This window comes from Paenibacillus sp. GCM10023250, from assembly GCF_042653205.1.
Lineage (GTDB): Bacteria > Bacillota > Bacilli > Paenibacillales > Paenibacillaceae > Paenibacillus_Z.
On the sequence record NZ_JBHSHY010000001.1, the window covers coordinates 232,743 to 253,625 of the forward strand.

The following is a 20,883-nucleotide window of genomic DNA, read 5'->3' on the forward strand; positions in this document are numbered from 1 at the left end:
TACGGATGGAACAGGTGAAGACACGGATCGCGGCCTCGGTTACCCGGAATGTGGACGCGCTGCGCCGCGAGTTCGCGGATAACGACCATATCTGCTTTCACCTGTTCGAGTCCGGCGCGGGCGAAGCCGCGGCCGCCCTGGCATACGTGAACGTTCTGGTCGACCAATCGAGGCTGCAGCAGCATATCCTTCCAAGGCTTAGCGCGCAAGCGGCCGCCGCCTCATTTGCCGAGGCAGCCCGTGCGCAAGGCATCGCGGGACCGGTGCCGGATCTGAACGAAGCCGTGCGCTTCATCGCGAATGCCGGTATCGTGCTGTTCATCGAGGGCAGGACGGACGCGCTCGGGATGTCACTGCCGGGGTACGGCAAGCGGGCGCTCGAGGAACCGGTGCTGGAAGTGAACGTGCGTGGGCCGCGCACGGGCTTCATCGAGGATCTCGACACGAATCTGGGATTGATCTACCGCCGGCTCAAGACGCCGAAGCTGAAGGCGAAGTCGTTCGTCGTCGGAGAGGAAAGCAAAACGGACGTCGCGGTGCTGTATCTGGCGGATCAGGCGGATCCCGAGGTGCTGCGCGAGGTCGAGCGCAGACTCGCCTCCATCCGGCAGAACGTCGTGGTCGACAGCGCCCAGATCGAAGAGTGGATTCAAGACAACCCGTATTCGCCGTTCTCGCAGATTCTGAACACGGAACGGCCCGACCGGGTCGCGACGGCGCTCAATCAGGGGAAGGTCGCGATTCTGACGGACGGCAGTCCCAACGCGCTGCTCGCGCCGTCCGTGTTCACGGATTTTCTCCATCCCAGCGAAGACCTTTACGAGAAGTTTTACTTCGCCAATTTTTTGCGCGGCTTGCGGCTGCTCACGCTCTTCATTTCACTATTCCTGCCATCCATCTACGTCGCGCTGACCACATTCCACATGGAGATGATTCCGACGCCGCTGATGCTGACGTTCCTCTCGACGAAGGCGGGCATCCCGCTGCCGACGTTCCTCGAAGCGCTGCTGATGGAGATTGCCTTCGAGGTGCTGCGGGAGGCGAGCCTGCGTCTGCCGCGGTCGATCGGCCAGTCCGTGAGCATCGTCGGGGCGCTCATCATCGGGGAAGCCGCCGTCCAATCGGGCATCGTCTCGAAGCCGGTGGTCATCGTCGTCGCGATGACCGGCATCGCGTCCTTTACGATCCCGTCCTTCAGCACGGCCATCACGCTGCGGCTGCTGCGGTTTCCGCTCATCATCATCGCGGCGTGGACCGGCGTGCTCGGCATCTCGCTCTGCATGTTCGCCGTCGTCCTGCATCTCAGTTCCCTGACGTCCTTCGGAACGCCGTACTTGCCGACGCTGGAATGGAAGCGCTGGAGAGAATGGGCCGGACGGTACGTCATGCTGCCGATCAAGCTCCGCCCGCTGTCCCGGCGCGAAGCCATGCCGGCGGGGGAAGGATCCGATCATGAGGAAGGTTAGGCGCGCGCTGCTCGGGTGCATAATGGCGGCCATGCTGGCCGGCTGCTCGCCGGATATGCAGGAGATCAGCGATATTGCCCTCGTCATGCTGACGGCGATCGATTACGACGCGCAGAAGCAGGAATTCATGTTCACGGTCAACTGCCTCAACGCCTCGACGAACAGCACCCAAAATACCCGGAAGCTCGAATGGGTGGCCAGCGCGACAGGCAAGTCGATCTACGACGCCGCCCGAAACTTGCGCAGCCACGCGGGGAAGGTCCTGATTTGGCAGCACGACAAGTTTTTTCTCGTCGGCGAGAATGCGGCCCGGCATTCGTTGTACGAGGTCGTGGACTTCCTGACGCGTTCCCGCGATATCCGGCTGACCAGCTACCTGATCATCGGGGACGGGAACGCGGCGGATCTGATGCGGTCGAGATCGGAATCCGGCGATTTGATCTCGAACGAAATCGTCGGCAAAATCAAAAACGAGCTCTTCTGGGGCAAAAGCATGACGCTGACCATTAAGGATATCGCGAGCGATTACATGAGTCCCTATCGCGGGGTAGCTACCGGAAAACTGAGCAAATCGAAGTCGCCGGATCTCGAACGGGACGTGCTCTTCCTGAACGGCGGATCTGTAATCCGCCAAGGGAAATTGGCAGGGTGGCTCTCGGGTAAGGACGTGCTCACGCTTCATATACTCCTTAAGAATAAGGAATGGGCGGGCTTGATGTTCGCGGAGACGGTGCCGTACCGATCCGCCAAGCTCAGTCTGCAGATGAAGGTGGTCAAACGCTCGATCCGCATGACGCAGACGCGCGGCCAACCCGGCTTCGACATTCGAATCGGCTTGTCCGGCGACATCAAGAATGTGGACCAGCCGGTGAATGCGGCGGATCCGGCCGTACTTCGGGAGATGGAGGAGGCCGCGGGCCGGCATGTCGAGCAGCAGCTGAGAACCAGCATTCGCGGGTTTCAGCACGACCTGAAGGTCGACGTCATCGGCCTCGCCGACCTCGCGAGACGCTATCACCCGACCGCGTGGGAGGGGATGAAGGATCGATGGGCGACCGACATCTATCCGGCGCTGCCGATTCGCGTCTCGGTCGACGTCGCGATTCCGAACATCGGCATGAGCGAAACGCTGGGAGGGACGTAGGATGATGGCTTATGCGTTTGTGGCGGTTTTTTTGGCGGGGACCGGCTGGAAGACCGTCCGCTTATGGCGGCGGCATCTGCGGCGAGAAGCGTTCGTCGCCGTCCTGCTGTCGCTCGCGGCGGCAGGCTACTTGATACCCGCGACCGGGCGCATGATGCCGACGGCGGCATCCCTGACAGCAGGATTGTACGAGCCGCTCTATACATTCGTATCGCGGCTGCTCGGCATCGAGGAGGCGATTCCATAACGTGAATACCGCGCGAATCACGCCGTTCCAGCTGACCTGCTTATGCTTCGCGTTTCTATCCGGCTTCTCGACGCAGTATTTGCTGGAAGCGAAGCTCGTCATGCAGGACGTGTGGCTGGCCAACGTGCTGGCCGTCTGCTGGATCCTGCTCGTCTTGAAGGTCAATACATACGTGCAGCGGCAATATCCCCACCGGAATATGACCGAAATCATCGAAGTGCTGTATGGCAAGTGGTTCGGCAAATTGCTGCTGGGCTACTATTCGATGAACATGGTCGGCCTCTCGGTATTGTCGCTCCGCTCGATCTCGCTCTTTTACACGACGGCCATCCTGCCGAACACGTCGCCGAAACTGATCATGCTGCTCGTCGTGATCGTGACGACATATGCCGCATCGCTCGGACTCGCCGCGGTCGCGCGCTCCGTGCTGGTCATTCTCCCGTTCTTCGCGGTAGCGATTCTGATCATCGGCGTATCCCTCTTCCGCAACGTGGACATGAACCCGTTCGTGCCGCAATTCCGGCACGGACTTCCGATCATGGTCTTCGGCACGATAATGTCGTACGGATTTCCGTTCGGCAAGTCGGTCGTCATGTCCTACTTGTTCTCCGAGGTTACCGAGCAGAAGAAGCTGTTCAAATGCTGCAGCATCGCCGTCGTCTTCTCCTGCGCCTATTTGCTGCTGGCGACGTACCTCTCGCTCGGGAGCTTGGGCGAACAGCTGTTCAGGGCGGCGACGTTCCCGTTCTTCTCCGCCGTTCAACTGGTCAAATTCGGGGAATACATCGAACGCATCGAAATCACCATCATCGCGATATGGACGATCTTGACGATGTACGAGATCATCACCGTCCAATACGTGTTCGTGAAGATGGCGGGCAGGCTGTTCGGGCTGAGCACGCTGAAGCCTTTGTATATTCCGGCCGGCGCGTTCATCCTTGGCGTCGCGGTCAACAGCTTCCCGAACCCGGCGGCGCTGATCTCGTACGATAACCGCATCCTTCCGGTCGTCAGCCTCGTGTCGGCTTTCCTGCTGCCGCTTTGCACATTGGGCTTGACGCTGCTCCGGAGGCAGGAGGCGCGGATTCCGCAGACGTGACCCGGCGGCGGCTCGCTTATCGAGTCTGCGTACCGGATTGGCCGTTGTCGTCCGTCGACCGGTCTCATCCAAGAAAGCCTTTTCATGATAACGGGATTCGCGTATACTAGCCGTGAAAGCGAGGAGAGGAAAACAATGGCAAAAGAACTGATTATCGGAGATGTCCGGCATGAACTGGCCAATACGCGCCGCATCCTGGAACGGCTGCCTGAGGAGCAGCTGGACTGGAGGCCGCACGCGAAGTCGATGACGCTCGGCGGGTTGACCACGCATCTGATCAACCTGCTGAATTGGCAGGTCGCGATCCTCGAGCGCCCGGACTTCGATCTGGCGACCGTGCCGCGCCGGCGTGAAGCGCTGACCCGGACCGCGGACGTCCTGGCGGAGTTCGACGCGAACGCCGCCAAACTCGAGCAGCTGCTGGCCGCCAGCGACCAGCAGTCGCTCGGCGAGGAATGGACGCTGCGAAGCGGCGACCGCCTCATCATGAGCCAGCCGCGGGCGCTCGCGCTTCGCACCGTCGGCATCAGCCACATGGTCCACCACCGGGCGCAGCTCGGCGTCTACCTGCGGCTGCTCGACCTGCCGGTGCCCGGCTTCTATGGGCCGTCGGCGGACGAGCAGGTCCAGTAACGCAGAACCGCAGATTAAGAACCGAAGCTGCCGCCGCGGCCGGATGCATCCGTAATTGACAGGCATGTCCGACTTGGCGGCGACGACATCGTACAATCGAAAAACGCTCATCCGGCGGACGGATGAGCGTTTTTCGATTGTGTCGAATCGCGGGCCGGGATTGCGGCTGGTCCTGACTCGAAGAGCGCCCCGGCGGCCGCGGGCTCGCGTTGGAGAGGCGCCGGCGGCAGACCGATCGGGCACCGGTTGACAAATATGTAATCTAGCGTTATTTTGTTTAAGTACAAATTAAATATTGTTAGGATATTTATTCGCCGACGATGGCCGGAGCATTCCGGTCTTTACCAAGCCGTATAAGGGGGCTGGCTGAGCATGACGGAACGCCATGAGGAAGGGAAGGAGCTCGACCTGCGGCTGACGCGCGTCATTCGCAACATGGTGAGCGAGCTGTACGGAAGCCTGGAACGCGATATTCGCGGGTACGGTCTCAGCCTGGAGACGTTCCGGATCCTGGAGTTTCTCTACAGCAAAGGACCGCATCCGGTCCAGAAAATAAGCGAAACCTTCGCGATCCCGAGCGGAAGCATCACTTACGTGGTCGATAAACTGGAGAAGCAGGGCTACGTGGAGCGGCAGCCGATTCCGGACGATCGGCGGAAGACGAATGTCGCCTTGACCGGGGAGGGCCGGACCTACTTCGATGCGATCTTCCCCCGGCACGCCGCGACCATTACCGACAATCTGTCCGACGCGACGGACGAGGAGAAGCTCGAGCTGATTCGCGTGCTGAAGAAGATTGGCTATGGCATCAAGCAGCGCAGGACCGCCGCAACCGGCGACGGAACGGCTTCGAACGGATCGCATCACGGCAATTAACTAGCATGGGGGGACTTTAAAATGGAAATCGGAATCGATTCTTTTGTGGAAACAACGCCGGACCCGCAGACGGGCCAAATGATGAGCCATGCGCAGCGATTGCGCGAGGTCGTGGAAGAGATCGTGCTGGCGGATAAGGTCGGCCTGGACATCTTCGGCGTCGGCGAGCATTATCGGAAGGAATTCGCGGACTCCGCTTCGCCCATGGTGCTGGCGGCAGCGGCGTCCATGACCGAGAACATTCGGCTGACGAGCTCGGTGACGGTGCTCTCCGCGGCGGATCCGGTGCGCGTCTTCCAGCAATTCGCCACGCTGGACGGCATCTCGAACGGACGGGCGGAGATGATCGTGGGCCGCGGCTCGATGGTCGACGCGTTTCCGCTGTTCGGCTACAACCTGGACGATTACGAGCAGCTGTTCGAAGAGAAGCTGGAGCTGCTGCTCCAAATCAGAGACGCCGAGCGCGTCACTTGGAGAGGCGGCCATCGTCCGGCGTTCACGAATCTGGGGGTGTATCCGCGACCGGTTCAGGATCAGCTGCCGGTCTGGATCGGCAGCGGCGGCAATCCGGAATCGGCCATTCGCGCCGGCGTGCTCGGCCTGCCGCTCGTGCTGGCGATCATCGGCGGCAATCCGCTGAAGTTCGCGCCGGTCGTGAAGCTTTACAAGGACGCGGCCGCCCGCGCCGGACACGATCCGTCGAAGCTGCGCATCGCGCTGCACTCGCTCGGCTTCGTCGCGGAGACGGATTCGCTGGCGGCGGACCTGTTTTACCCGCCGACCAAGGCGTCGATGGACTACTTCGGCCGGGAGCGCGGCTGGGGCACCTACAGCCGGGCCTACTTCGACGCCTCGTGCGGCCCCGAAGGCGCCATGTACGTCGGCGATCCCCAGACGGTGGCCGACAAGATCCTGTTCATGAGCGAGCAGCTCGGATTCTCGCGGTTCTTCCTGCATCTGCCGACCGGCACGATGCCGCACGACCAAGTCATGAACGCCATTGAACTGATGGGCACCGAGGTCGCGCCGCGCGTTCGCGGGAAGCTCGCCGTTAAGGGCTGAAACGGTTTCGCTTGACTTTGTACCTACTAAAAGGTAGACTGCAGCTATGACCAACAACAAAAACACGGCGGAGTTGATTCTCGATACGGCTCAAGCCCTCGTGCAAGAGGTCGGATTCAATGGATTCAGCTACGCGCATATCGCAAGCAAGATCGGCATTCGCACGGCGAGCATTCATTACCACTTCCCGAACAAGGAGGATCTGGGGGAAGCGCTCATCGCCAGGTACCACAGAGAGTTCCGTGCCGAGATTGCCCGAATCGACGCGGCGTCGTCGAACAACCTAGAGAAGATGCGCAGCTACGTGAAGATCTTCAGCATCCCGGTCGATACGTACTGCACCTGTCTGAGCGTCATGCTGTCTTCCGATCTGGCAACCTTATCGGAGCAGGTCCGCGAGAAGCTGAGCGCGTTCTTCACGTCGAACTTGGCGTGGGTGGAGCGCGTGCTGGAGGAGGGACGCCGCGAAGGGCATTTACGCTTCGAGGGCGCCGCGGACGTCCGGGCGCATCAGATATTGGCGTCGCTTCAAGGGGCGCAGCTGCTCGCGAGAACCTTCCGGGACGCGAACCGGTTCGGCATGATCTCTGAGAGCGTCTTATCCGCTTTAACGTAAGGGCGAAGCGGATTCTTTTTCCTCTTGTATCTACCTTTTAATAGATAGATTTATTAAGGCAACTTGCGATAGGAGGTGAACATGATGCTGTACGAATTGAGAATCTACGATGTGATGCCAGGCAAAATGCCGGCGCTGCTCGACCGGTTTCGCGATTCTGCGATCGGGTTGTTCGAGAAGCACGGCATGACGATCACGCAGTTCTGGCAGGACGCGGACGAAGCCCGCAACCGGCTGTATTATGTCGTCGAGCATCCCGACATGGAGGCGCGCAACGCGAATTACGAACGATTCCGCAGCGATCCCGAATGGCTCGAAGTCAGACGGGCATCCGAGCTAGGCGGCCCGCTCATTCAGAAGCAGGAAAGTCTATTCATGCATCAAGCGGCCTTCTTCCGCCGCCAATCCTAACCATAGAATGGAGCAACCAAAATGAAAACATTAGTGATCGTTACGCATCCTAACCTCGAGGCATCCAACTGGAACAAAGCATGGGTGGAGGAGCTGCAGAAGCAGCCCGACATCACGATCCACGACCTGTATAAGGAATACCCGGACGAGAACATCGACGTGCAGCGGGAGCAGCGGCTCGTCGAAGCGCATGACCGGATTATTTTCCAATACCCGCTGTACTGGTACAGCACGCCTCCGCTGCTCAAGAAATGGTTCGACGCCGTGCTCTTGTACAATTGGGCATACGGTCCGGAGGCGACCAAGACGACCGGCAAGCAAATCGGGGTCGCGATCTCGACATACGGCACGGCGGAATCGTACCAGCCGACAGGCTCCAACCGGTATACGCTGGATCAGATCCTGGCGCCGGTTCAAGCGCTGGCCCGGTTCATCAGCGCCGTCTATCTGCCGCACTTCGCGGTGAACGACACGTCCGACGTGACGCCGGAACGCCTCGCGCAAAGCAGCAAGGACTATGTGCGTCATCTGAACACCGTTCAACCGTTGGTGGAGGCGTAACATGAACGATAACGTAACGATCGACGTCTATCTGGATACCGTCTGCCCCTGGTGCCGCATGGGAACGGCAAGCCTGCGCGCCGCGCTCGAGATGCTGCCCGAAGGCAAGACCGCCACGATCCGCTATCATGCCTTTCAGTTGAACCCCGGCATCCGCCCGGAAGGCGAGGACTACCGTAAGATCATGATCGGCCGGCTGGGCGGGACGGCGCAGTTCGAAGCGCGAATGAAGCAATACAACGAGACCGGCGCGCATTTCGGCTTAACGTACAACATGGACCTGGTGAAGGTTACGCCGAACACGACGCTGTCGCATCAATTGATCGCCTTGACGCCGCCTGAGCTGCAATCGGAATTGATCGAACGTCTGTTTACAGCGTATTTCGAACAGGGCGTTAACCTCGGCGACGCGGATGAGCTTGCGGCGATCGCGGCCGCGTCCGGCGTGACGGACGATCCCGCCACCCTCAAGAACCGGCTGCTGCAGGGCGAAGGACTGGACCACGTGGAAGAAGGGCAGCGCAGCGCGCAGAAGCTCGGCATTCGAGGCGTGCCGTACTATATCATCAACGAACGGACGGCCTTAACGGGCCTGCAGTCGCCCGCCGACCTGGTTCGCGCCATCGGGCGGCACTAAGCTAAGCAGCCGGAATAGCCGGAACAACCGGAACAGCCGCGAACCGCCGCCTTCGGACGCGGCAAGCATGGAAACCCGCTCTTCAACCATACTAATCCTAACTTTCACCAAGCGAATGGAGGATATTTACATGCCGATCGTTACGATTCAAGTCACCCGCGAAGGCACGACGCCAGACCGCGATTCCGTTACGGCGGAGGAGAAGGCCGCGCTTATCAAAGGCGTCAGCGAATTGCTGCGCGACGTCCTGAACAAGCCGATGGAGTCGACGTTCGTCGTCATCGAAGAGGTCGACACCGACAATTGGGGCTGGGGAGGACTCCCCGCGCTGGAATACCGGCGGAAGCTCGCCGCTAAGAAGCAAACGGGCGAAGGCTGATCCGCACCTGCGCCGCATACACCATCGGACCGCTCGTTCAAGCCCGCCTCACGGCCGCTAGCCGGCCAAGCTCGCAGAAAGTCCGCGCTCAGCGCGGGCTTTTTATTTTTTCGGCGCTGCCGGTTCTATTCCGGAAATGCCGCCCGATTCGGGCGAATCGCCGGCCGGCTCGGCCGGCGGCGGCACCGGCTTGCCCTAGGCACGTGCACCTGAAACCGGCATATAGTATAGAGGCATCGAGTTAGGCGCTTATAAGGCTCACGCGCAATGAGAGTCAAAAACGAGGTGGGACGATGCAAACCTGCGAAATCGCGTATTTCTCGGCGGAGTTCGGACTTGATGAATCCTTACCGATTTATTCGGGCGGTCTTGGCATATTGGCAGGCGATCATATTAAGGCAGCGGCGGACTTGAACATAGCGCTTACGGGCGTCGGCATATTTTACGGCAATGGGTATTTTCAGCAGCGCATCGACGAAAGCGGCGCGCAGCAGCATCTCTATCCGGCGGTCGACCCGGAGGCCAGCGTCTATCCGGTTCGGCTCGTGGAGGACGATGACGGGCGGCCGCTCCTCGTCGAAGTGCCGCTGGGCGGCAGGAAAGTGCGGGCCAAGGCGTGGGCCGTGCGGCTCGGCTCCGTCTCGCTCTACCTGCTGAGCACGGACGTCGAAGCGAACGACGAGGCGGACCGGCGGTTAACCGACACGCTGTATCCCGGCGATCACGACATCCGGATCAGTCAAGAGATGCTCCTCGGCATCGGCGGCACGAGGCTGCTCGCGGCGCTCGGCATCCGGCCGGACGTCTGGCATATGAACGAAGGGCATTGCGCGTTTCTGACGCTCGAACGCATCCGAATGTTATCCGCGGAAGGCATGCCGTTCGAGACGGCGCTTGAAGCGGTCAAGGCCAGCACCGTCTTTACGACGCATACGCCGGTCCCGGCCGGGCACGACGTCTTCTCCCTCGAGCAGATGGACCGTTACTTCGGCGACTATTACTGGCAGCTCGGCACGGACCGCGAGCGCATCCTGTCGCTCGGCCGCGCGGACGGCGCGTTCAACATGACGCGGCTCGCCTGCAGCACCTCGTCGAAGGTGAACGGCGTAAGCAAGCTGCACGGCGACGTCACGCGGGAGCTGTTCCGCCGGTGGATGCCGCATATTCCGAAGCCGGACATTCCCGTCGATTCGGTCACGAACGGCATCCATATCGGGACATGGCTGGCTCCCGGCATGAAGGAGCTGTTCGACCGCTATCTGCCGTCCGGCTGGACCGCGCGGACCGCGGATCCCGAGGCTTGGCAAGCCGTCCGGCATATTCCGCAGCAAGAGCTGTGGCAGGCGCATCTGCAGGCGAAAGCGAACCTCATCGCGGCCTTCGGCCTGCCGCTTGACGCGTCCGGGGAAGGGCCGCTGATCATCGGGTTCGCCAGGCGGTTCGCGACGTATAAGCGGGCGCTGCTGATCTTCAGCGACCCGGATCGGCTCGCCCGCCTGCTCGGCGACGAGCGGCGTCCGGTGTGTCTCGTGTTCGCCGGCAAGGCGCATCCCGCCGACGGACCGGGGCAGGAGCTGATCCGCGCCATCGCGCGCTTGTCGCGGGAGGAACGGTTCAAGGGCCGCGTCCACCTGATCGAGAATTACGCGATGGACCGCGCGAAGAAGCTCGTGCAAGGCGTCGACGTCTGGCTGAACACGCCGACGAAACCGATGGAAGCAAGCGGCACGAGCGGGCAAAAGGCCGCGCTAAACGGCGTGATCAACTGCAGCGTTCTGGACGGCTGGTGGGTCGAGGGGTATAACGGGCGGAACGGCTGGGCGATCGAGAGCGCGGCGGAAGCCGACGCGGAGCTGCAGTCGATCCGGGACAGCGAGGCGCTCTACCGGCTGCTCGAGGAAGAGATCGTGCCGCTCTATTACAAGCGGGGCGACCGGAAGATCCCGATGGAATGGGTCCACGTGATGAAGGAGTCGATCTGTTCGCTCGCGCCCGTCTTCAATACCCATCGAATGCTCGACGAATACCGGCGCCGCGTATACGAACCCGCAAGCGCGAGGGGCATACGGTTCGCCGCGGACGGGTTCGAGGTCGCGTCGAGAGTGGCCGCCTTCAAGCAATTCATCCGCAGCGAGTGGGCGGGGGTTGAGGTCCGGAAAGTCGAGCTGCTGGCCGACAACAGCAGCCGGATCGGTCTGAACAAATCGGCGTTCCGGGCCGAAATCGGACTCGGCGCGATCTGGCACAAGGACGTCCGCGTGGAGGCGGTCGGCTCCGACGGCCGCCAGGGCATCTGGAAAGCGAAACTGGAGCCGGTTCAGCAGCTGGCCAAGGGCGTCTACATCTACGAGGGATCGAGTCCCGACGGATCAATCGACCTCTGGAAGGCGAACGTCAACGTGCGGGTCACACCGGTCAGCCCGGATTTCGCCAATGAGTTCGAGATGGAGCTATCCGCCTGGGGATAGATCGATTCGCTATTCTTGAACGGCGAGGATAGAGAGGCACGCGCGATGGATATTGTTTCCCCATGCTGCGACCTCGTATACCGCGCTCAGCGCCAGAGAGCGCCTTCACGACGGAGGCCGGCATCCCGCCGTCTTCCATCGCGGGAAGGCGCTCTTCTGGGAGCTTTTTACCGACTGTTCGCGCTCGTCCGCATGCGGCAGGCCCGTTTCTTGACCAATCGTTCCCGACATGCTACATTGGCTTCAACGGAAGGGGGACGAGCGCAATGGCACGGACTAAGGAATTCGATCAAGACGCCGTCATGGACAAGGCGATGCGGCTTTTCTGGGAGCGGGGCTACGAGAAGACATCCATGAAGGATCTGGTCACGCACATGGGGATTCATAAAGGAAGCATGTATGACACCTTCGGCGATAAGCAATCCTTGTACTTTAAAGCCTTGGACCGCTACAGCGACAAGGCCGAGCAGACCTTGCTGAGCCGCATCGCGGAGACTCAAACCGCGAAGGCAGCCATCCGGATGCTGCTGGAATGGACCATCCAAGAGGGGAATCCGTCCCCGAACGGCTGCTTCATCGTCAATACCGCGGTCGAGCTGGCCAAGCACGATCCGGAAGCGAAGGACCGGGTACTCCGGAACTGGGATCGAACGGAGCAGTGGTTCCGCGAGCTGGTCGCGCGAGGCCAGCGATCGGGCGAAATCGGCGGCGCGCTGAGCGCCGAAGCGCTGGCATCCTCCCTAATGAACGCCTACATCGGCCTGACTGTCATGGCGAAAACGGTAACGGACCGCGCGAAATTACGCACGATCATCGACACGCATATGAAGCTGCTGGACTAATCCGTACGTGATCCCGAGTCGGACGAGCCCGCTTCCGCATGTCAAGGGAAAAGGATCATGGCCTTTAGCCGTGATCCTTTTTTGGGTGTAAATCGCCGGCCTTCCGGGTAAATTATCGGGGATGAGTACGAATTTCTCGAAATTCAACTCAGAACCGAGCGCCGGAGGGATCATGATGAAAAAATACTGGACAATGATCGCGTTATTCGGAATGCTATCGAGCATCATCGCGGCAACCGCAACAGCCGCGCAGGCCGATGCCCGCGAAGCGGCCGGGAAGATCCGGCAGCTCAGCGCGAGCGACGCGGCGATGGCGCTGAAGGCGTTGAACAGCTTCTATAAACCTGCGCTGGCGGGTCAATTCCCGGGCGGTGCGAGGGGGCTTGTCATCGGAACCAGCACGCGGCAAAACGTCATCGCCAAGCTCGGCCAGCCGGATAAGAAGCGAACGGACGCGGACGGGTTCGACTTGTATCACGCGGAGATGGGGCATCCCGGCTATGCCATCGCCTACAAGCTGAACAAGGTTCGGGAGATGCGCTACTTTGGTACCCAGGTCGAACGGCAGACGAATATCGGCGGGATCTCGAAGCAGCTGCTGTTCCGGCAATGGGGAAAGCCTTCGGGTTCGGTCGTCATCCGGAACGGTTCGCTGGTGCAGCAAAAAATCACCTACAACCGCGGCAAGTTCAAGCTTTCGTTCGTCTTCAACAGCAGCACGAACCTCGACCATATCAATCTGCTGAAGCGTTAATCGTCCGAATCGTAACAAATGTAATCCGATTGCAATGTTGCGTTGATCCTGCCATGATGAAACCAGCCTATACTAGAACTCGACCCCCTTGATGTAAAACACTTTGGCCCGCGGTTTATGCTGCGGGTCTCTTTTTTGTCCTTGGCACGCTCAATCCGGAGCACAGGGACTAATTAATGATATCAATTTATTAATGACGTTAACTTACTTGGTTTACATAATAATTATTATGTTACTGCATGACCGAACCGCCCGCTCCTTTGGTTAATAGCATTAAACAATTAATCGGCTCCATCCTTTAGCGCCTCGCCGAAGTAGAGCGTATGGCCCTGGTCGTCCTCGATCACGAATTCCCTCGTGCTCCACGCGGTCTCGTGCACGTCCCGCACCAGGCGCACTCCCCGGGCTTTCAGCGCCGCTGCGAGGGACGCGGCATCGTCCGTCGCGAAGTAGAGCTGGAAGTGCCCGCATTCGCGCACATAGGCAACGGAAGGGTCCGGTTCATCGACCAGCTTGAGGTGGAATTCCTGATTGCCGGCACGAATGCCGGCATAGAAATCTTCGTGCCGGAAAGACAGCTCCATGCCAGCCTGAGTCGTGTAGAAGCGGATGGATCCATCGAGCTCCGTCGTGCGCAGTTGCGCGGTAATACCGGTTACGCGCATGGTTAGCCTCCTCGTGGGCGGCGAGTCGCCGCCGGGATATGTCCACCGATGTGACAACATCATCATACCATCGAAGCCGCTTCGATTGCGGGGGTTCGCATGCTCGGGAAGGGACATTTTTACTGGTCTCGAACTTGCCGATCGGACAGCCACTGCGATGTCGTCGGAAGCATCCGCGAACGGGATGCAACCGCTGAACCGGTCTACGGGGTCACGAGCGAGAAGGGTATTACCGGGCGTAGTACCCTACCCCGGATGCGGCTATGAAAGTTGGCACTGAGCAGCATTCCTCTTCGGGCTTACAATGGCGCTATAGAGAGGAGAGGTCAGCCATGAAGACGAAGAGAGCCGCCTCGCATCCCGACATCATCCTGCTGATCGACGGAGATTGTCCGCTCTGCCATTGGCTGGCGCGGTTCGTCAGCAAGCGCGATGCCGCGGGACGGTTCCGGTTCGCCGCGCTCGATTCGGCGGCGGGAAGACGATTTTGGGCGAAAGCCGGGCAGCCAGGGGACCGCGCGCATGCATTCGGCAGGCCGGGAACCATTAGGGGAGACGGCCGTTCGCCGGCAACCGGACTGAACCGGCGAAGCCGCCAAGACTCGGCGCCGGCGGACACGTTCGTCTTGATCGCGAAGGGCCACCGCTACGTCAAATCCGGCGCGGCTCTTCGCGTCCTGCGCGAGCTCGATGGGCCGTGGCCGCTGCTGTACGGCGCAATCCTGATCCCCGCGTTCATCCGCGACCGCGCGTATGACTTCATCGCGCGCCGGCGATATCGGTGGTTGGGCGGGGAAGGCATCCATTGTGCCCTGTACGATTCAAAGCTGCGCGGAAGACTGATCGAAGACGGGGAGGGGGACGAGCCATGACGGAGACGGGAAGGCCGGGATCGGATACGTCCGAAGCTGCAGGCGTGATGCGGCTTGCCCCTTCCGGCCCTGGGACGCCTGTGACGCAGTCCTGGTTCCCGTTCCGCTTCCGCTGCCGTTACCGCATGGCTTCGAGCACGCGATCCTCGGCCGTTCATCGCCTAATTTGCGACGAAGCTGAGCAAAGCATCCAGATCCTGGTTGACGCTGTCCGAAAGCGCGTGATATAGTTTCCTTATTCCAGATCCCATCCAAACGGATCGAGCAAAGGAGGTCTTCCCAATGGCAAACCAAATCGCAGCGATTCCATCCAACCGCATAGGCTTGAAACCATTGGCTGACCCTGCCGTGCGTATGCATTGATTCCCCTGTATACCTCGCTCCAGGCGGTTGCGCCTGGAGCTTTTTATTTTTTCCTCCAGGTCCCCGCCTGCACGGCCACGGTCAGCCGCGACTGCCAACGACAGAAAGGGGTTCTCCGCATCATGCCGCACAATCGAACGCGTGCATTCAAACCGCCCAAACCATCCATGACCTGGCTATTCCGTTACTTGCGACCCGTCAAATGGCGGATGTTCGCGCTCCTGCTCCTGCTGCTCGTCACGACGGTACTGCAGCTCTTGAATCCGCAGATCGTCCAGCGGTTCATCGACCAGGCGACCGGCTCGGGAAGCGTCTCCGGCCTGCTGTCGCTGGCGGGACTGTATCTCCTCGTTGCCGTATGCAATCAGCTGTTCACGGTTTCGGTCGACTACCTGGGGAACGACGTCTCCTGGCGGGCGACCAACCAAATCCGCGCCGACCTGCTCCAGCACGTCCTTCGGCTCGACATGCGGTTCCACAACGTCAAGACGCCGGGCGAGATGATCGAACGCATCGACGGCGACGTGACCCATATGTCGAATTTCTTCGCAATGTTCATTGCGAAAATCGTGGGCAGCTTCGTCCTGCTCACGGGCATCCTCGGCTACATGTACGTCTACAACTGGCCGATCGCCGCGGCGATGACCGCCTTCACCGCCTTGTCCGTCGGCGTCATGTTCCGCCTGCGGGACATCGGCGTGAGCGCCTCCCAGACGGAGCGCCAAGCGAACGCGTCCCTGTACGGCCTGATCGAGGAACGGATCGCGGGCATCGAGGACGTGCAGGCCAACGGCGGCGTGCCGCGCCTCATGAATCGCTATCACCGGGCGATGCGGGCGGTCTTCCTCGCCGGCCGCAAGGCGTGGATGCGCCGCGTCCTTCCGTGGAACGCCACGGTCGTACTGTTCACGATCGCCGTGACCGTGGTGCTGATGCTCAGCGTGCGCATGTACCTGACGGGGCAGATCACGCTCGGCATGCTGTTCCTCTTCTTCCAGTACACGCAGATGCTGAACGATCCGATCGAGCAGCTCGGCGATCAGCTGCAGGAATTCCAGAAGGCGAAGTCCGGTATGCGCCGCGCCCAGGAGCTGCTTTCCCTGCGAAGCGAGATCGCGGAGGGGGAGGCGGACGATCTGCCGCCAGGCCCGCTGTCCGTATCGTTCGAGCAGGTGAGCTTCGGTTACAACGCGGACCAGCGAATCCTGCACGACATCAGCTTCCGGCTGAGGCCGGGAGAACGGCTCGGCCTCATCGGGCGGACCGGCAGCGGCAAGTCGAGCATCAGCCGGCTGCTGCTCCGGCTCTATAACCTGGACGGCGGCGTCATTCGGGTCGGCGGTACGGATATCCGCGACTTGAAGCTGGCGGCGCTCTACCGCAGAGTCGGCATGGTCACGCAGGACGTGCAGTTGTTCGACGGTACGCTCCGCGACAACCTGACGCTGTTCAATCCGCAGCTCACGGACGAAGCGATTCTCGCGACCACCGAGCGGCTCGGGCTGCGCCCATGGATCGAGGCCATGCCGGGCGGGCTGCACGCGCGCCTCTCCGCCGGCGGCGCGTCGCTCTCCGCGGGGGAAGCGCAGCTGTTCGCGCTGACGCGGGTGTTCCTGACCCAGCCGAGCCTGGTCATCCTCGACGAGCCGTCCTCGCGCCTCGACGCCGCGACGGAGGCGATCCTGCAGAAGGCCGTAGACCAGCTGCTCGAGCGTTGCACGGGCATCGTGATCGCCCACCGGCTGGCCACGCTCGACCGCGTCGACAAAATCATGGTGCTGCGCAACGGCCGAATCGTCGAGTTCGGCGAGCGCGCGGCATTGGCGCAAGATCCGGCATCGGAATACGGCCGGCTGCTGAGAGCCGACCGACAGGAGGAATTAGCATGACCGTCACGCAATTCGTGGGGAGGTTATTTCGCTACAACCCCATGCTTTATCTCATAAACGGCCTCTTGTGGGGCATCTTCCACGCGATGCCCGTCGGCATCGGGCTCGGGATGAAATGGTTCTTCGACCGCACGACGACCCAATCCCACGACTACCTCTGGCTCGCGCTGCCGCTCATCGTCGTCGCGTTGATCCGCTTCGCCCGGGTCGGCATGTTTTTCGCCGCCTTCTACGAGTGGGTGACGTACATCTATCACCTGCAAGCCATCCTGCGCCGCAATATGCTGGCCGGCATCATGCGCTGGCCGGGGCGCAACCTGCCGACTTCGCCGGGGGATGCGATGACCCGGTTCCGGGAAGACGTGGACGAAGTCGTCGAATACGTCGAGTCGTGGGTCGACTTCTGGGGCCGCTTGATCTATGCGGCGGCCTGCATCGTGATCATGACGCGCATCAATTGGCAGATTACGCTGGTGGCCATTCTCCCGCTCGTCGTCGTCACGCTGCTCAATAACTTGTCCGGCAATCGGGCGCGGCGGTATTCCCGGCTCAACCGGGAAGCGACCGGCCGCATTACCGGCTTCATCGCGGAGACGTTCGGCGCCGTGCAGGCCGTGAAGCTCGGACGGGCGGAGGACCACGTGATGAACCGGTTCCTCGAGCTGAACGAGAGCCGGCGGAAGGCGGCCTTAAGAGATAATTTGTTCAAGCAGTGGATGCGCTCGATGAACCAGCACGTGCTCACCGTCTGCACGGGCGTCATCCTGCTGATGTGCGCATCGGAGATGAAGGCGGGCCGCTTCACCGTCGGGGATTTCGCTCTCTTCACGTCCTATCTGACTACCTTCTCGTTCAGCGTCTCGCTGTTCGGCTACATGGTCTTCCAGCATAAGCGGCTGCGCGTGGCGCTCGACCGGATGCGGAGGCTGTTCCGCCCGGGCGAGGAGGACCGCGTCATCGAGCACAGCCCGGTCTACCTGTACGGAGATCCCCCGGAGGCGGAAGCCACGGCCGCGAACGAAGGCGATCGCTTGCAAAGTTTGGAGGTTCGCGGCCTGACCTACACGTATCCGAACTCGGACAACGGCATTCGGGACGTCGGCTTCCGCCTGGAGCGCGGCAAATTCCTCGTCGTCACCGGCCGGATCGGCTCGGGCAAATCGACGCTCGTCCGCACGCTCCTCGGCCTGCTGCCGAAATCGGCAGGCACCATTCAGTGGAACGGGCGGCTGATCGAGGATCCGGCCGCATTCCTGAAGCCGCCGCGCACGTCGTACACGCCGCAGGTGCCGCGGCTGTTCAGTGACACGCTGGGCGAGAACATCACGCAGGGCGCGCCCGTCCCGCAGGAGGCGCTGGACCGCGCCATTCGGCTGGCCGTCATGGAGCAGGACCTTCGCACGCTGGAGAACGGGCTCGAGACATTCGTCGGCCCCCGCGGCGTCATGCTCTCCGGCGGACAGATCCAGCGCGCCGCCACGGCCCGGATGCTTCTGACGCAGTCGGACGTGTTCCTCTTCGACGATCTGTCGAGCGCGCTCGACGTGGAGACGGAGAAGCTCCTGTGGGAGCGGCTCTTCCGGGAGCCGGACGTGACCTGCATCGCCGTATCCCATCGCCGCGCGGCACTCGCACGCGCCGATCATATTCTCGTCCTGAAGGACGGGCGCATCGAAGCCGAAGGCACGCTGTCCGAGCTGCTCGCGACGAGCGTCGAGATGCAGCTGCTGTGGCAGGGCGAGGAATCGAAAACGGACGCCGAGGAAGAACAGGCCGAGCAGCCGGCATGAGGCGTCCGGCGGGCCTAGAGCGCGATCCGCATCGCAAGCGAACGAGCCGATCCGCGCGATCGGCTCTTTTTTTTTCGCGCCCGCTGAAACCTCCCCGTGCCGCCGCGCATCTAACCTACGTCTAACGGGAAGGAGGGAGACGCCTTGGACGAGGCCAAGGAAGTGAGAAGAGCGCAACAAGGCGATGCGCAATCCTTCGCGCGCCTGATTCAAGCGCATAAAACCGTGATGTACCAAGTCGCCAAGACGATACTGAAACGGGATGCGGATTGCGCGGACGCCATACAGGAAGCGATCGTCAAGGCGTTCGAGAAGATCGGGACGCTCCGGGAGGCGGCGTATTTCAAAACCTGGCTGCTGCGTATTCTGATCAACGAATGCAATCGCATCCACCGGCAGCGCAAAACCGTCGTCGCGCTCGACCGTTCGGCGCTTCCTGCCGCGCGCGACCATGGCTACGAACAAGTGGAGCTGGACCAGCTGCTGGGCACGCTGCCGGATGAGGAAAGCCGGCTCCTCGAGCTCTATTACCTGGACGACATCTCGGTGAAGGTGCTGGCCGAGCTCTACCGAAAGCCCGAGAACACGATCAAGACGTGGCTGCGCCGTGCGCGCGGAGCAGCACGCCGGATATGGGGGGAACAGGAGGGATACACGTGGAAAAATGGGAGCGATACGTGAGGCAGCACGTGAATCGCCCGCTGCCCGAGGCAGTCGATCAACGGATTCAGCAAACGCTGGACGCGCTCAAGCCGGCACGCAAACGGGCGTCGGGACGGAGACGGCTTGCCGGCACCGTGGCGGCAGCCACCGCCGCCATCGCCATTGTGGTGAGCGTGTCGTCGATGTCGCCGGCTATTGCCGAGGCGATGCGGTCCTTGCCGCTCATCGGGTCCGTCCTCGAGTTGGTCGGGGACGCCGGTATGAAGCGAGGCAGCGAGCTCCGATTGGCAAGCACGGTCGACCGGCAGGTTCGAATCGGCGATGAGGAGATCCGCTTCACGGAAAGTCTCTATGACGGCTCTTCGATTCTCCTCGCTTGGGTAGCGCAGGACGCCGACCGGGATCCATACGCATTCATGAACGATGTCGTCTACGCGGTAAACGGGAAGCCGCTAACCTACAGCGGAAGCGCCCCCGCCATCAAGCTGGAAGACGGCACCTATGCCGGGGCGATTAGCATTCGCGCGGCGGACCCGCTGCCGGATAAGTTCCAGCTTGAGCTGAGATCCCGTGAAGACGGGTCCGTCTACGCGCGGCTGCCGGTCGAGCGGCGTGGCCATTATCGAACCGCGTCCATCTCGAAGACCGGCACGTGGAATGGCATCGGGATGAAGTACCATGCGCTGTCGCTGTATCCGACCGCGACCGAATTGACCTTTGGCCTGTCGCATGCGGATCTGAACGAGGCCGCCGTCCTGAAGTTCAAGGTGAGCGACGAACGGGGCTATGTGTTGAACGGATCCGGCTCCTTCGCCTATCGCGCCGCCGGCTCGCCGAAGGAGAGCGGGGAATACGCGTATTTCTTCGATCCCTTCGAGACGGTGCCGGAGCAGATCGAGATCACGCCGTATATCAGCACGGCTTATTCTACGGTGCGCGTGGACGGCACCTGGAAGGGGACACCGATCGCATTGGATCAAGGCGCCATCGGCTCCGTCCTCGTCGTCGATCAATCGCTGGAGGATCGAACGTTAACGCTCGTGTGCGACGTGACGGGCGAACAGCTCGACGAGCAGATCAATCGGATAGGGGTCGAGGACGGCAATGGTAACGCGCTGCCGCGAGTTAGTCCGCCCGTTCGCATCCAAGGCCGCGCGCACGCGTACGAGCTGAAGTTCGGCGACGTCGACCGCGGCGACGTCATTCGGATTACCTCGCCCGTCTTTAATCCGACGACATATTTGAGGGATCTCAGCGTGACGGTCCAGGTGCCCGCGACGGAGGGGGGAAGCGGTTAGAGGCGGCGCCGGCGGCGCTTGGAACCGAGCGGTGAGAGACGAGTCGCGTGCTGATGGAAGGTCTAGGCATTTCAGAGCGTCCGCAGTTCACCCGCCAGGGGATACCCAGTTAAATGGAATCAGGCAGCCGACGGTTTCGCCGGCTGCC

At 61.4% G+C, this 20,883-nt stretch carries 21 protein-coding genes; 20 read left to right on the forward strand and 1 reads right to left on the reverse strand.

The window, feature by feature from the left end; translation table 11 throughout:
- The first annotated feature begins 5 nt into the window (after positions 1–5).
- The 15 genes from ACFPB1_RS01020 to ACFPB1_RS01090 all read left to right on the forward strand — a co-directional run bounded on the left by ACFPB1_RS01020 (position 6) and on the right by ACFPB1_RS01090 (position 13,195).
- Positions 6–1,466, forward strand: a complete 1,461-nt coding sequence (locus ACFPB1_RS01020; protein ID WP_379220921.1) for a spore germination protein — start codon at positions 6–8, stop codon at positions 1,464–1,466.
- Positions 1,453–2,610: a Ger(x)C family spore germination protein gene (locus ACFPB1_RS01025; protein ID WP_379220924.1), complete on the forward strand. Its 1,158-nt coding sequence runs from the start codon at positions 1,453–1,455 to the stop codon at positions 2,608–2,610. Before ACFPB1_RS01020 ends, ACFPB1_RS01025 begins: the two co-directional genes overlap by 14 nt.
- Position 2,611: 1 nt before the next feature.
- Positions 2,612–2,857, forward strand: coding sequence for a hypothetical protein (locus tag ACFPB1_RS01030; protein WP_379220926.1), 246 nt, complete (start codon positions 2,612–2,614; stop codon positions 2,855–2,857).
- A gap of 1 nt (position 2,858) precedes the next feature.
- A complete protein-coding gene (locus ACFPB1_RS01035; protein ID WP_379220928.1) occupies positions 2,859–3,956 on the forward strand; it encodes a GerAB/ArcD/ProY family transporter in 1,098 nt (365 codons plus the stop codon).
- A gap of 135 nt (positions 3,957–4,091) precedes the next feature.
- Positions 4,092–4,589 carry a DinB family protein gene (locus ACFPB1_RS01040; protein WP_379220930.1) on the forward strand — a complete coding sequence of 166 codons (498 nt, stop codon included), beginning with the start codon at positions 4,092–4,094 and terminating at the stop codon, positions 4,587–4,589.
- Between the two features lie 372 nt (positions 4,590–4,961).
- Positions 4,962–5,465, forward strand: a complete 504-nt coding sequence (locus ACFPB1_RS01045; RefSeq protein ID WP_379220933.1) for a MarR family winged helix-turn-helix transcriptional regulator — start codon at positions 4,962–4,964, stop codon at positions 5,463–5,465.
- Positions 5,466–5,486: 21 nt separating this feature from the next.
- Positions 5,487–6,527, forward strand: coding sequence for an LLM class flavin-dependent oxidoreductase (locus ACFPB1_RS01050; protein ID WP_379220935.1), 1,041 nt, complete (start codon positions 5,487–5,489; stop codon positions 6,525–6,527).
- A 46-nt stretch (positions 6,528–6,573) separates the two neighbouring features.
- Positions 6,574–7,143, forward strand: a complete 570-nt coding sequence (locus ACFPB1_RS01055; protein WP_379220936.1) for a TetR/AcrR family transcriptional regulator — start codon at positions 6,574–6,576, stop codon at positions 7,141–7,143.
- Between the two features lie 81 nt (positions 7,144–7,224).
- The gene (locus tag ACFPB1_RS01060) at positions 7,225–7,554 is read left to right on the forward strand and encodes an NIPSNAP family protein (protein WP_379220938.1); all 330 of its coding nucleotides are present in this window, start codon (positions 7,225–7,227) and stop codon (positions 7,552–7,554) included.
- A 21-nt stretch (positions 7,555–7,575) separates the two neighbouring features.
- The gene (locus ACFPB1_RS01065) at positions 7,576–8,115 is read left to right on the forward strand and encodes an NAD(P)H-dependent oxidoreductase (protein ID WP_379220940.1); all 540 of its coding nucleotides are present in this window, start codon (positions 7,576–7,578) and stop codon (positions 8,113–8,115) included.
- A gap of 1 nt (position 8,116) precedes the next feature.
- Positions 8,117–8,752 carry a DsbA family oxidoreductase gene (locus ACFPB1_RS01070; RefSeq protein WP_379220942.1) on the forward strand — a complete coding sequence of 212 codons (636 nt, stop codon included), beginning with the start codon at positions 8,117–8,119 and terminating at the stop codon, positions 8,750–8,752.
- A 130-nt stretch (positions 8,753–8,882) separates the two neighbouring features.
- Positions 8,883–9,131, forward strand: coding sequence for a tautomerase family protein (locus tag ACFPB1_RS01075; protein WP_379220944.1), 249 nt, complete (start codon positions 8,883–8,885; stop codon positions 9,129–9,131).
- Between the two features lie 293 nt (positions 9,132–9,424).
- Complete coding sequence (gene glgP / locus ACFPB1_RS01080) at positions 9,425–11,599, forward strand: alpha-glucan family phosphorylase (RefSeq protein ID WP_379220946.1); 2,175 nt, start codon at positions 9,425–9,427, stop codon at positions 11,597–11,599.
- Between the two features lie 266 nt (positions 11,600–11,865).
- A complete protein-coding gene (locus ACFPB1_RS01085) occupies positions 11,866–12,441 on the forward strand; it encodes a TetR/AcrR family transcriptional regulator (protein WP_379220948.1) in 576 nt (191 codons plus the stop codon).
- 175 nt (positions 12,442–12,616) lie between these two features.
- Complete coding sequence (locus tag ACFPB1_RS01090) at positions 12,617–13,195, forward strand: YjgB family protein (RefSeq protein ID WP_379220950.1); 579 nt, start codon at positions 12,617–12,619, stop codon at positions 13,193–13,195.
- A 281-nt stretch (positions 13,196–13,476) separates the two neighbouring features.
- Here ACFPB1_RS01090 and ACFPB1_RS01095 read toward each other — a convergent pair whose 3' ends face one another.
- Positions 13,477–13,860: a VOC family protein gene (locus ACFPB1_RS01095; protein WP_379220952.1), complete on the reverse strand. Its 384-nt coding sequence runs from the start codon at positions 13,858–13,860 to the stop codon at positions 13,477–13,479.
- 332 nt (positions 13,861–14,192) lie between these two features.
- Between ACFPB1_RS01095 and ACFPB1_RS01100 the strand changes: the two genes are divergently transcribed.
- The 5 genes from ACFPB1_RS01100 (at position 14,193) to ACFPB1_RS01120 (ending at position 20,735) form a co-directional block, all read left to right on the forward strand.
- Positions 14,193–14,732 (forward strand): thiol-disulfide oxidoreductase DCC family protein, encoded by a 540-nt coding sequence (locus tag ACFPB1_RS01100; RefSeq protein WP_379220954.1) that lies wholly within the window; start codon positions 14,193–14,195, stop codon positions 14,730–14,732.
- Between the two features lie 485 nt (positions 14,733–15,217).
- Positions 15,218–16,984 carry an ABC transporter ATP-binding protein gene (locus tag ACFPB1_RS01105; protein ID WP_379220956.1) on the forward strand — a complete coding sequence of 589 codons (1,767 nt, stop codon included), beginning with the start codon at positions 15,218–15,220 and terminating at the stop codon, positions 16,982–16,984.
- Complete coding sequence (locus ACFPB1_RS01110) at positions 16,981–18,774, forward strand: ABC transporter ATP-binding protein (RefSeq protein ID WP_379220959.1); 1,794 nt, start codon at positions 16,981–16,983, stop codon at positions 18,772–18,774. The genes ACFPB1_RS01105 and ACFPB1_RS01110 overlap by 4 nt, the downstream gene beginning before the upstream one ends.
- 144 nt (positions 18,775–18,918) lie before the next feature.
- Entirely contained in the window at positions 18,919–19,455 is a 537-nt protein-coding gene (locus tag ACFPB1_RS01115; protein WP_379220961.1) for a sigma-70 family RNA polymerase sigma factor, read from the forward strand.
- On the forward strand, positions 19,431–20,735 hold the full coding sequence (locus ACFPB1_RS01120) for a DUF4179 domain-containing protein (protein ID WP_379220963.1): 1,305 nt from the start codon (positions 19,431–19,433) through the stop codon (positions 20,733–20,735). The genes ACFPB1_RS01115 and ACFPB1_RS01120 overlap by 25 nt, the downstream gene beginning before the upstream one ends.
- Positions 20,736–20,883 lie beyond the last annotated feature (148 nt).

What these genes read in the sequence shown, in the direction of transcription:
- ACFPB1_RS01050 (WP_379220935.1), top strand. Translation starts at nt 5,487, where the DNA reads ATGGAAATCGGAATCGATTCTTTTGTGGAAACAACGCCGGACCCGCAG.
- ACFPB1_RS01055 (WP_379220936.1), top strand. Translation starts at nt 6,574, where the DNA reads ATGACCAACAACAAAAACACGGCGGAGTTGATTCTCGATACGGCTCAA.
- ACFPB1_RS01025 (WP_379220924.1), top strand. Translation starts at nt 1,453, where the DNA reads ATGAGGAAGGTTAGGCGCGCGCTGCTCGGGTGCATAATGGCGGCCATG.
- ACFPB1_RS01065 (WP_379220940.1), top strand. Translation starts at nt 7,576, where the DNA reads ATGAAAACATTAGTGATCGTTACGCATCCTAACCTCGAGGCATCCAAC.
- ACFPB1_RS01090 (WP_379220950.1), top strand. Translation starts at nt 12,617, where the DNA reads ATGAAAAAATACTGGACAATGATCGCGTTATTCGGAATGCTATCGAGC.
- ACFPB1_RS01075 (WP_379220944.1), top strand. Translation starts at nt 8,883, where the DNA reads ATGCCGATCGTTACGATTCAAGTCACCCGCGAAGGCACGACGCCAGAC.
- ACFPB1_RS01030 (WP_379220926.1), top strand. Translation starts at nt 2,612, where the DNA reads ATGATGGCTTATGCGTTTGTGGCGGTTTTTTTGGCGGGGACCGGCTGG.
- glgP (WP_379220946.1), top strand. Translation starts at nt 9,425, where the DNA reads ATGCAAACCTGCGAAATCGCGTATTTCTCGGCGGAGTTCGGACTTGAT.
- ACFPB1_RS01040 (WP_379220930.1), top strand. Translation starts at nt 4,092, where the DNA reads ATGGCAAAAGAACTGATTATCGGAGATGTCCGGCATGAACTGGCCAAT.
- ACFPB1_RS01095 (WP_379220952.1), bottom strand. Translation starts at nt 13,860, where the DNA reads ATGCGCGTAACCGGTATTACCGCGCAACTGCGCACGACGGAGCTCGAT.
- ACFPB1_RS01045 (WP_379220933.1), top strand. Translation starts at nt 4,962, where the DNA reads ATGACGGAACGCCATGAGGAAGGGAAGGAGCTCGACCTGCGGCTGACG.
- ACFPB1_RS01085 (WP_379220948.1), top strand. Translation starts at nt 11,866, where the DNA reads ATGGCACGGACTAAGGAATTCGATCAAGACGCCGTCATGGACAAGGCG.
- ACFPB1_RS01020 (WP_379220921.1), top strand. Translation starts at nt 6, where the DNA reads ATGGAACAGGTGAAGACACGGATCGCGGCCTCGGTTACCCGGAATGTG.
- ACFPB1_RS01105 (WP_379220956.1), top strand. Translation starts at nt 15,218, where the DNA reads ATGCCGCACAATCGAACGCGTGCATTCAAACCGCCCAAACCATCCATG.
- ACFPB1_RS01070 (WP_379220942.1), top strand. Translation starts at nt 8,117, where the DNA reads ATGAACGATAACGTAACGATCGACGTCTATCTGGATACCGTCTGCCCC.
- ACFPB1_RS01060 (WP_379220938.1), top strand. Translation starts at nt 7,225, where the DNA reads ATGATGCTGTACGAATTGAGAATCTACGATGTGATGCCAGGCAAAATG.
- ACFPB1_RS01110 (WP_379220959.1), top strand. Translation starts at nt 16,981, where the DNA reads ATGACCGTCACGCAATTCGTGGGGAGGTTATTTCGCTACAACCCCATG.
- ACFPB1_RS01100 (WP_379220954.1), top strand. Translation starts at nt 14,193, where the DNA reads ATGAAGACGAAGAGAGCCGCCTCGCATCCCGACATCATCCTGCTGATC.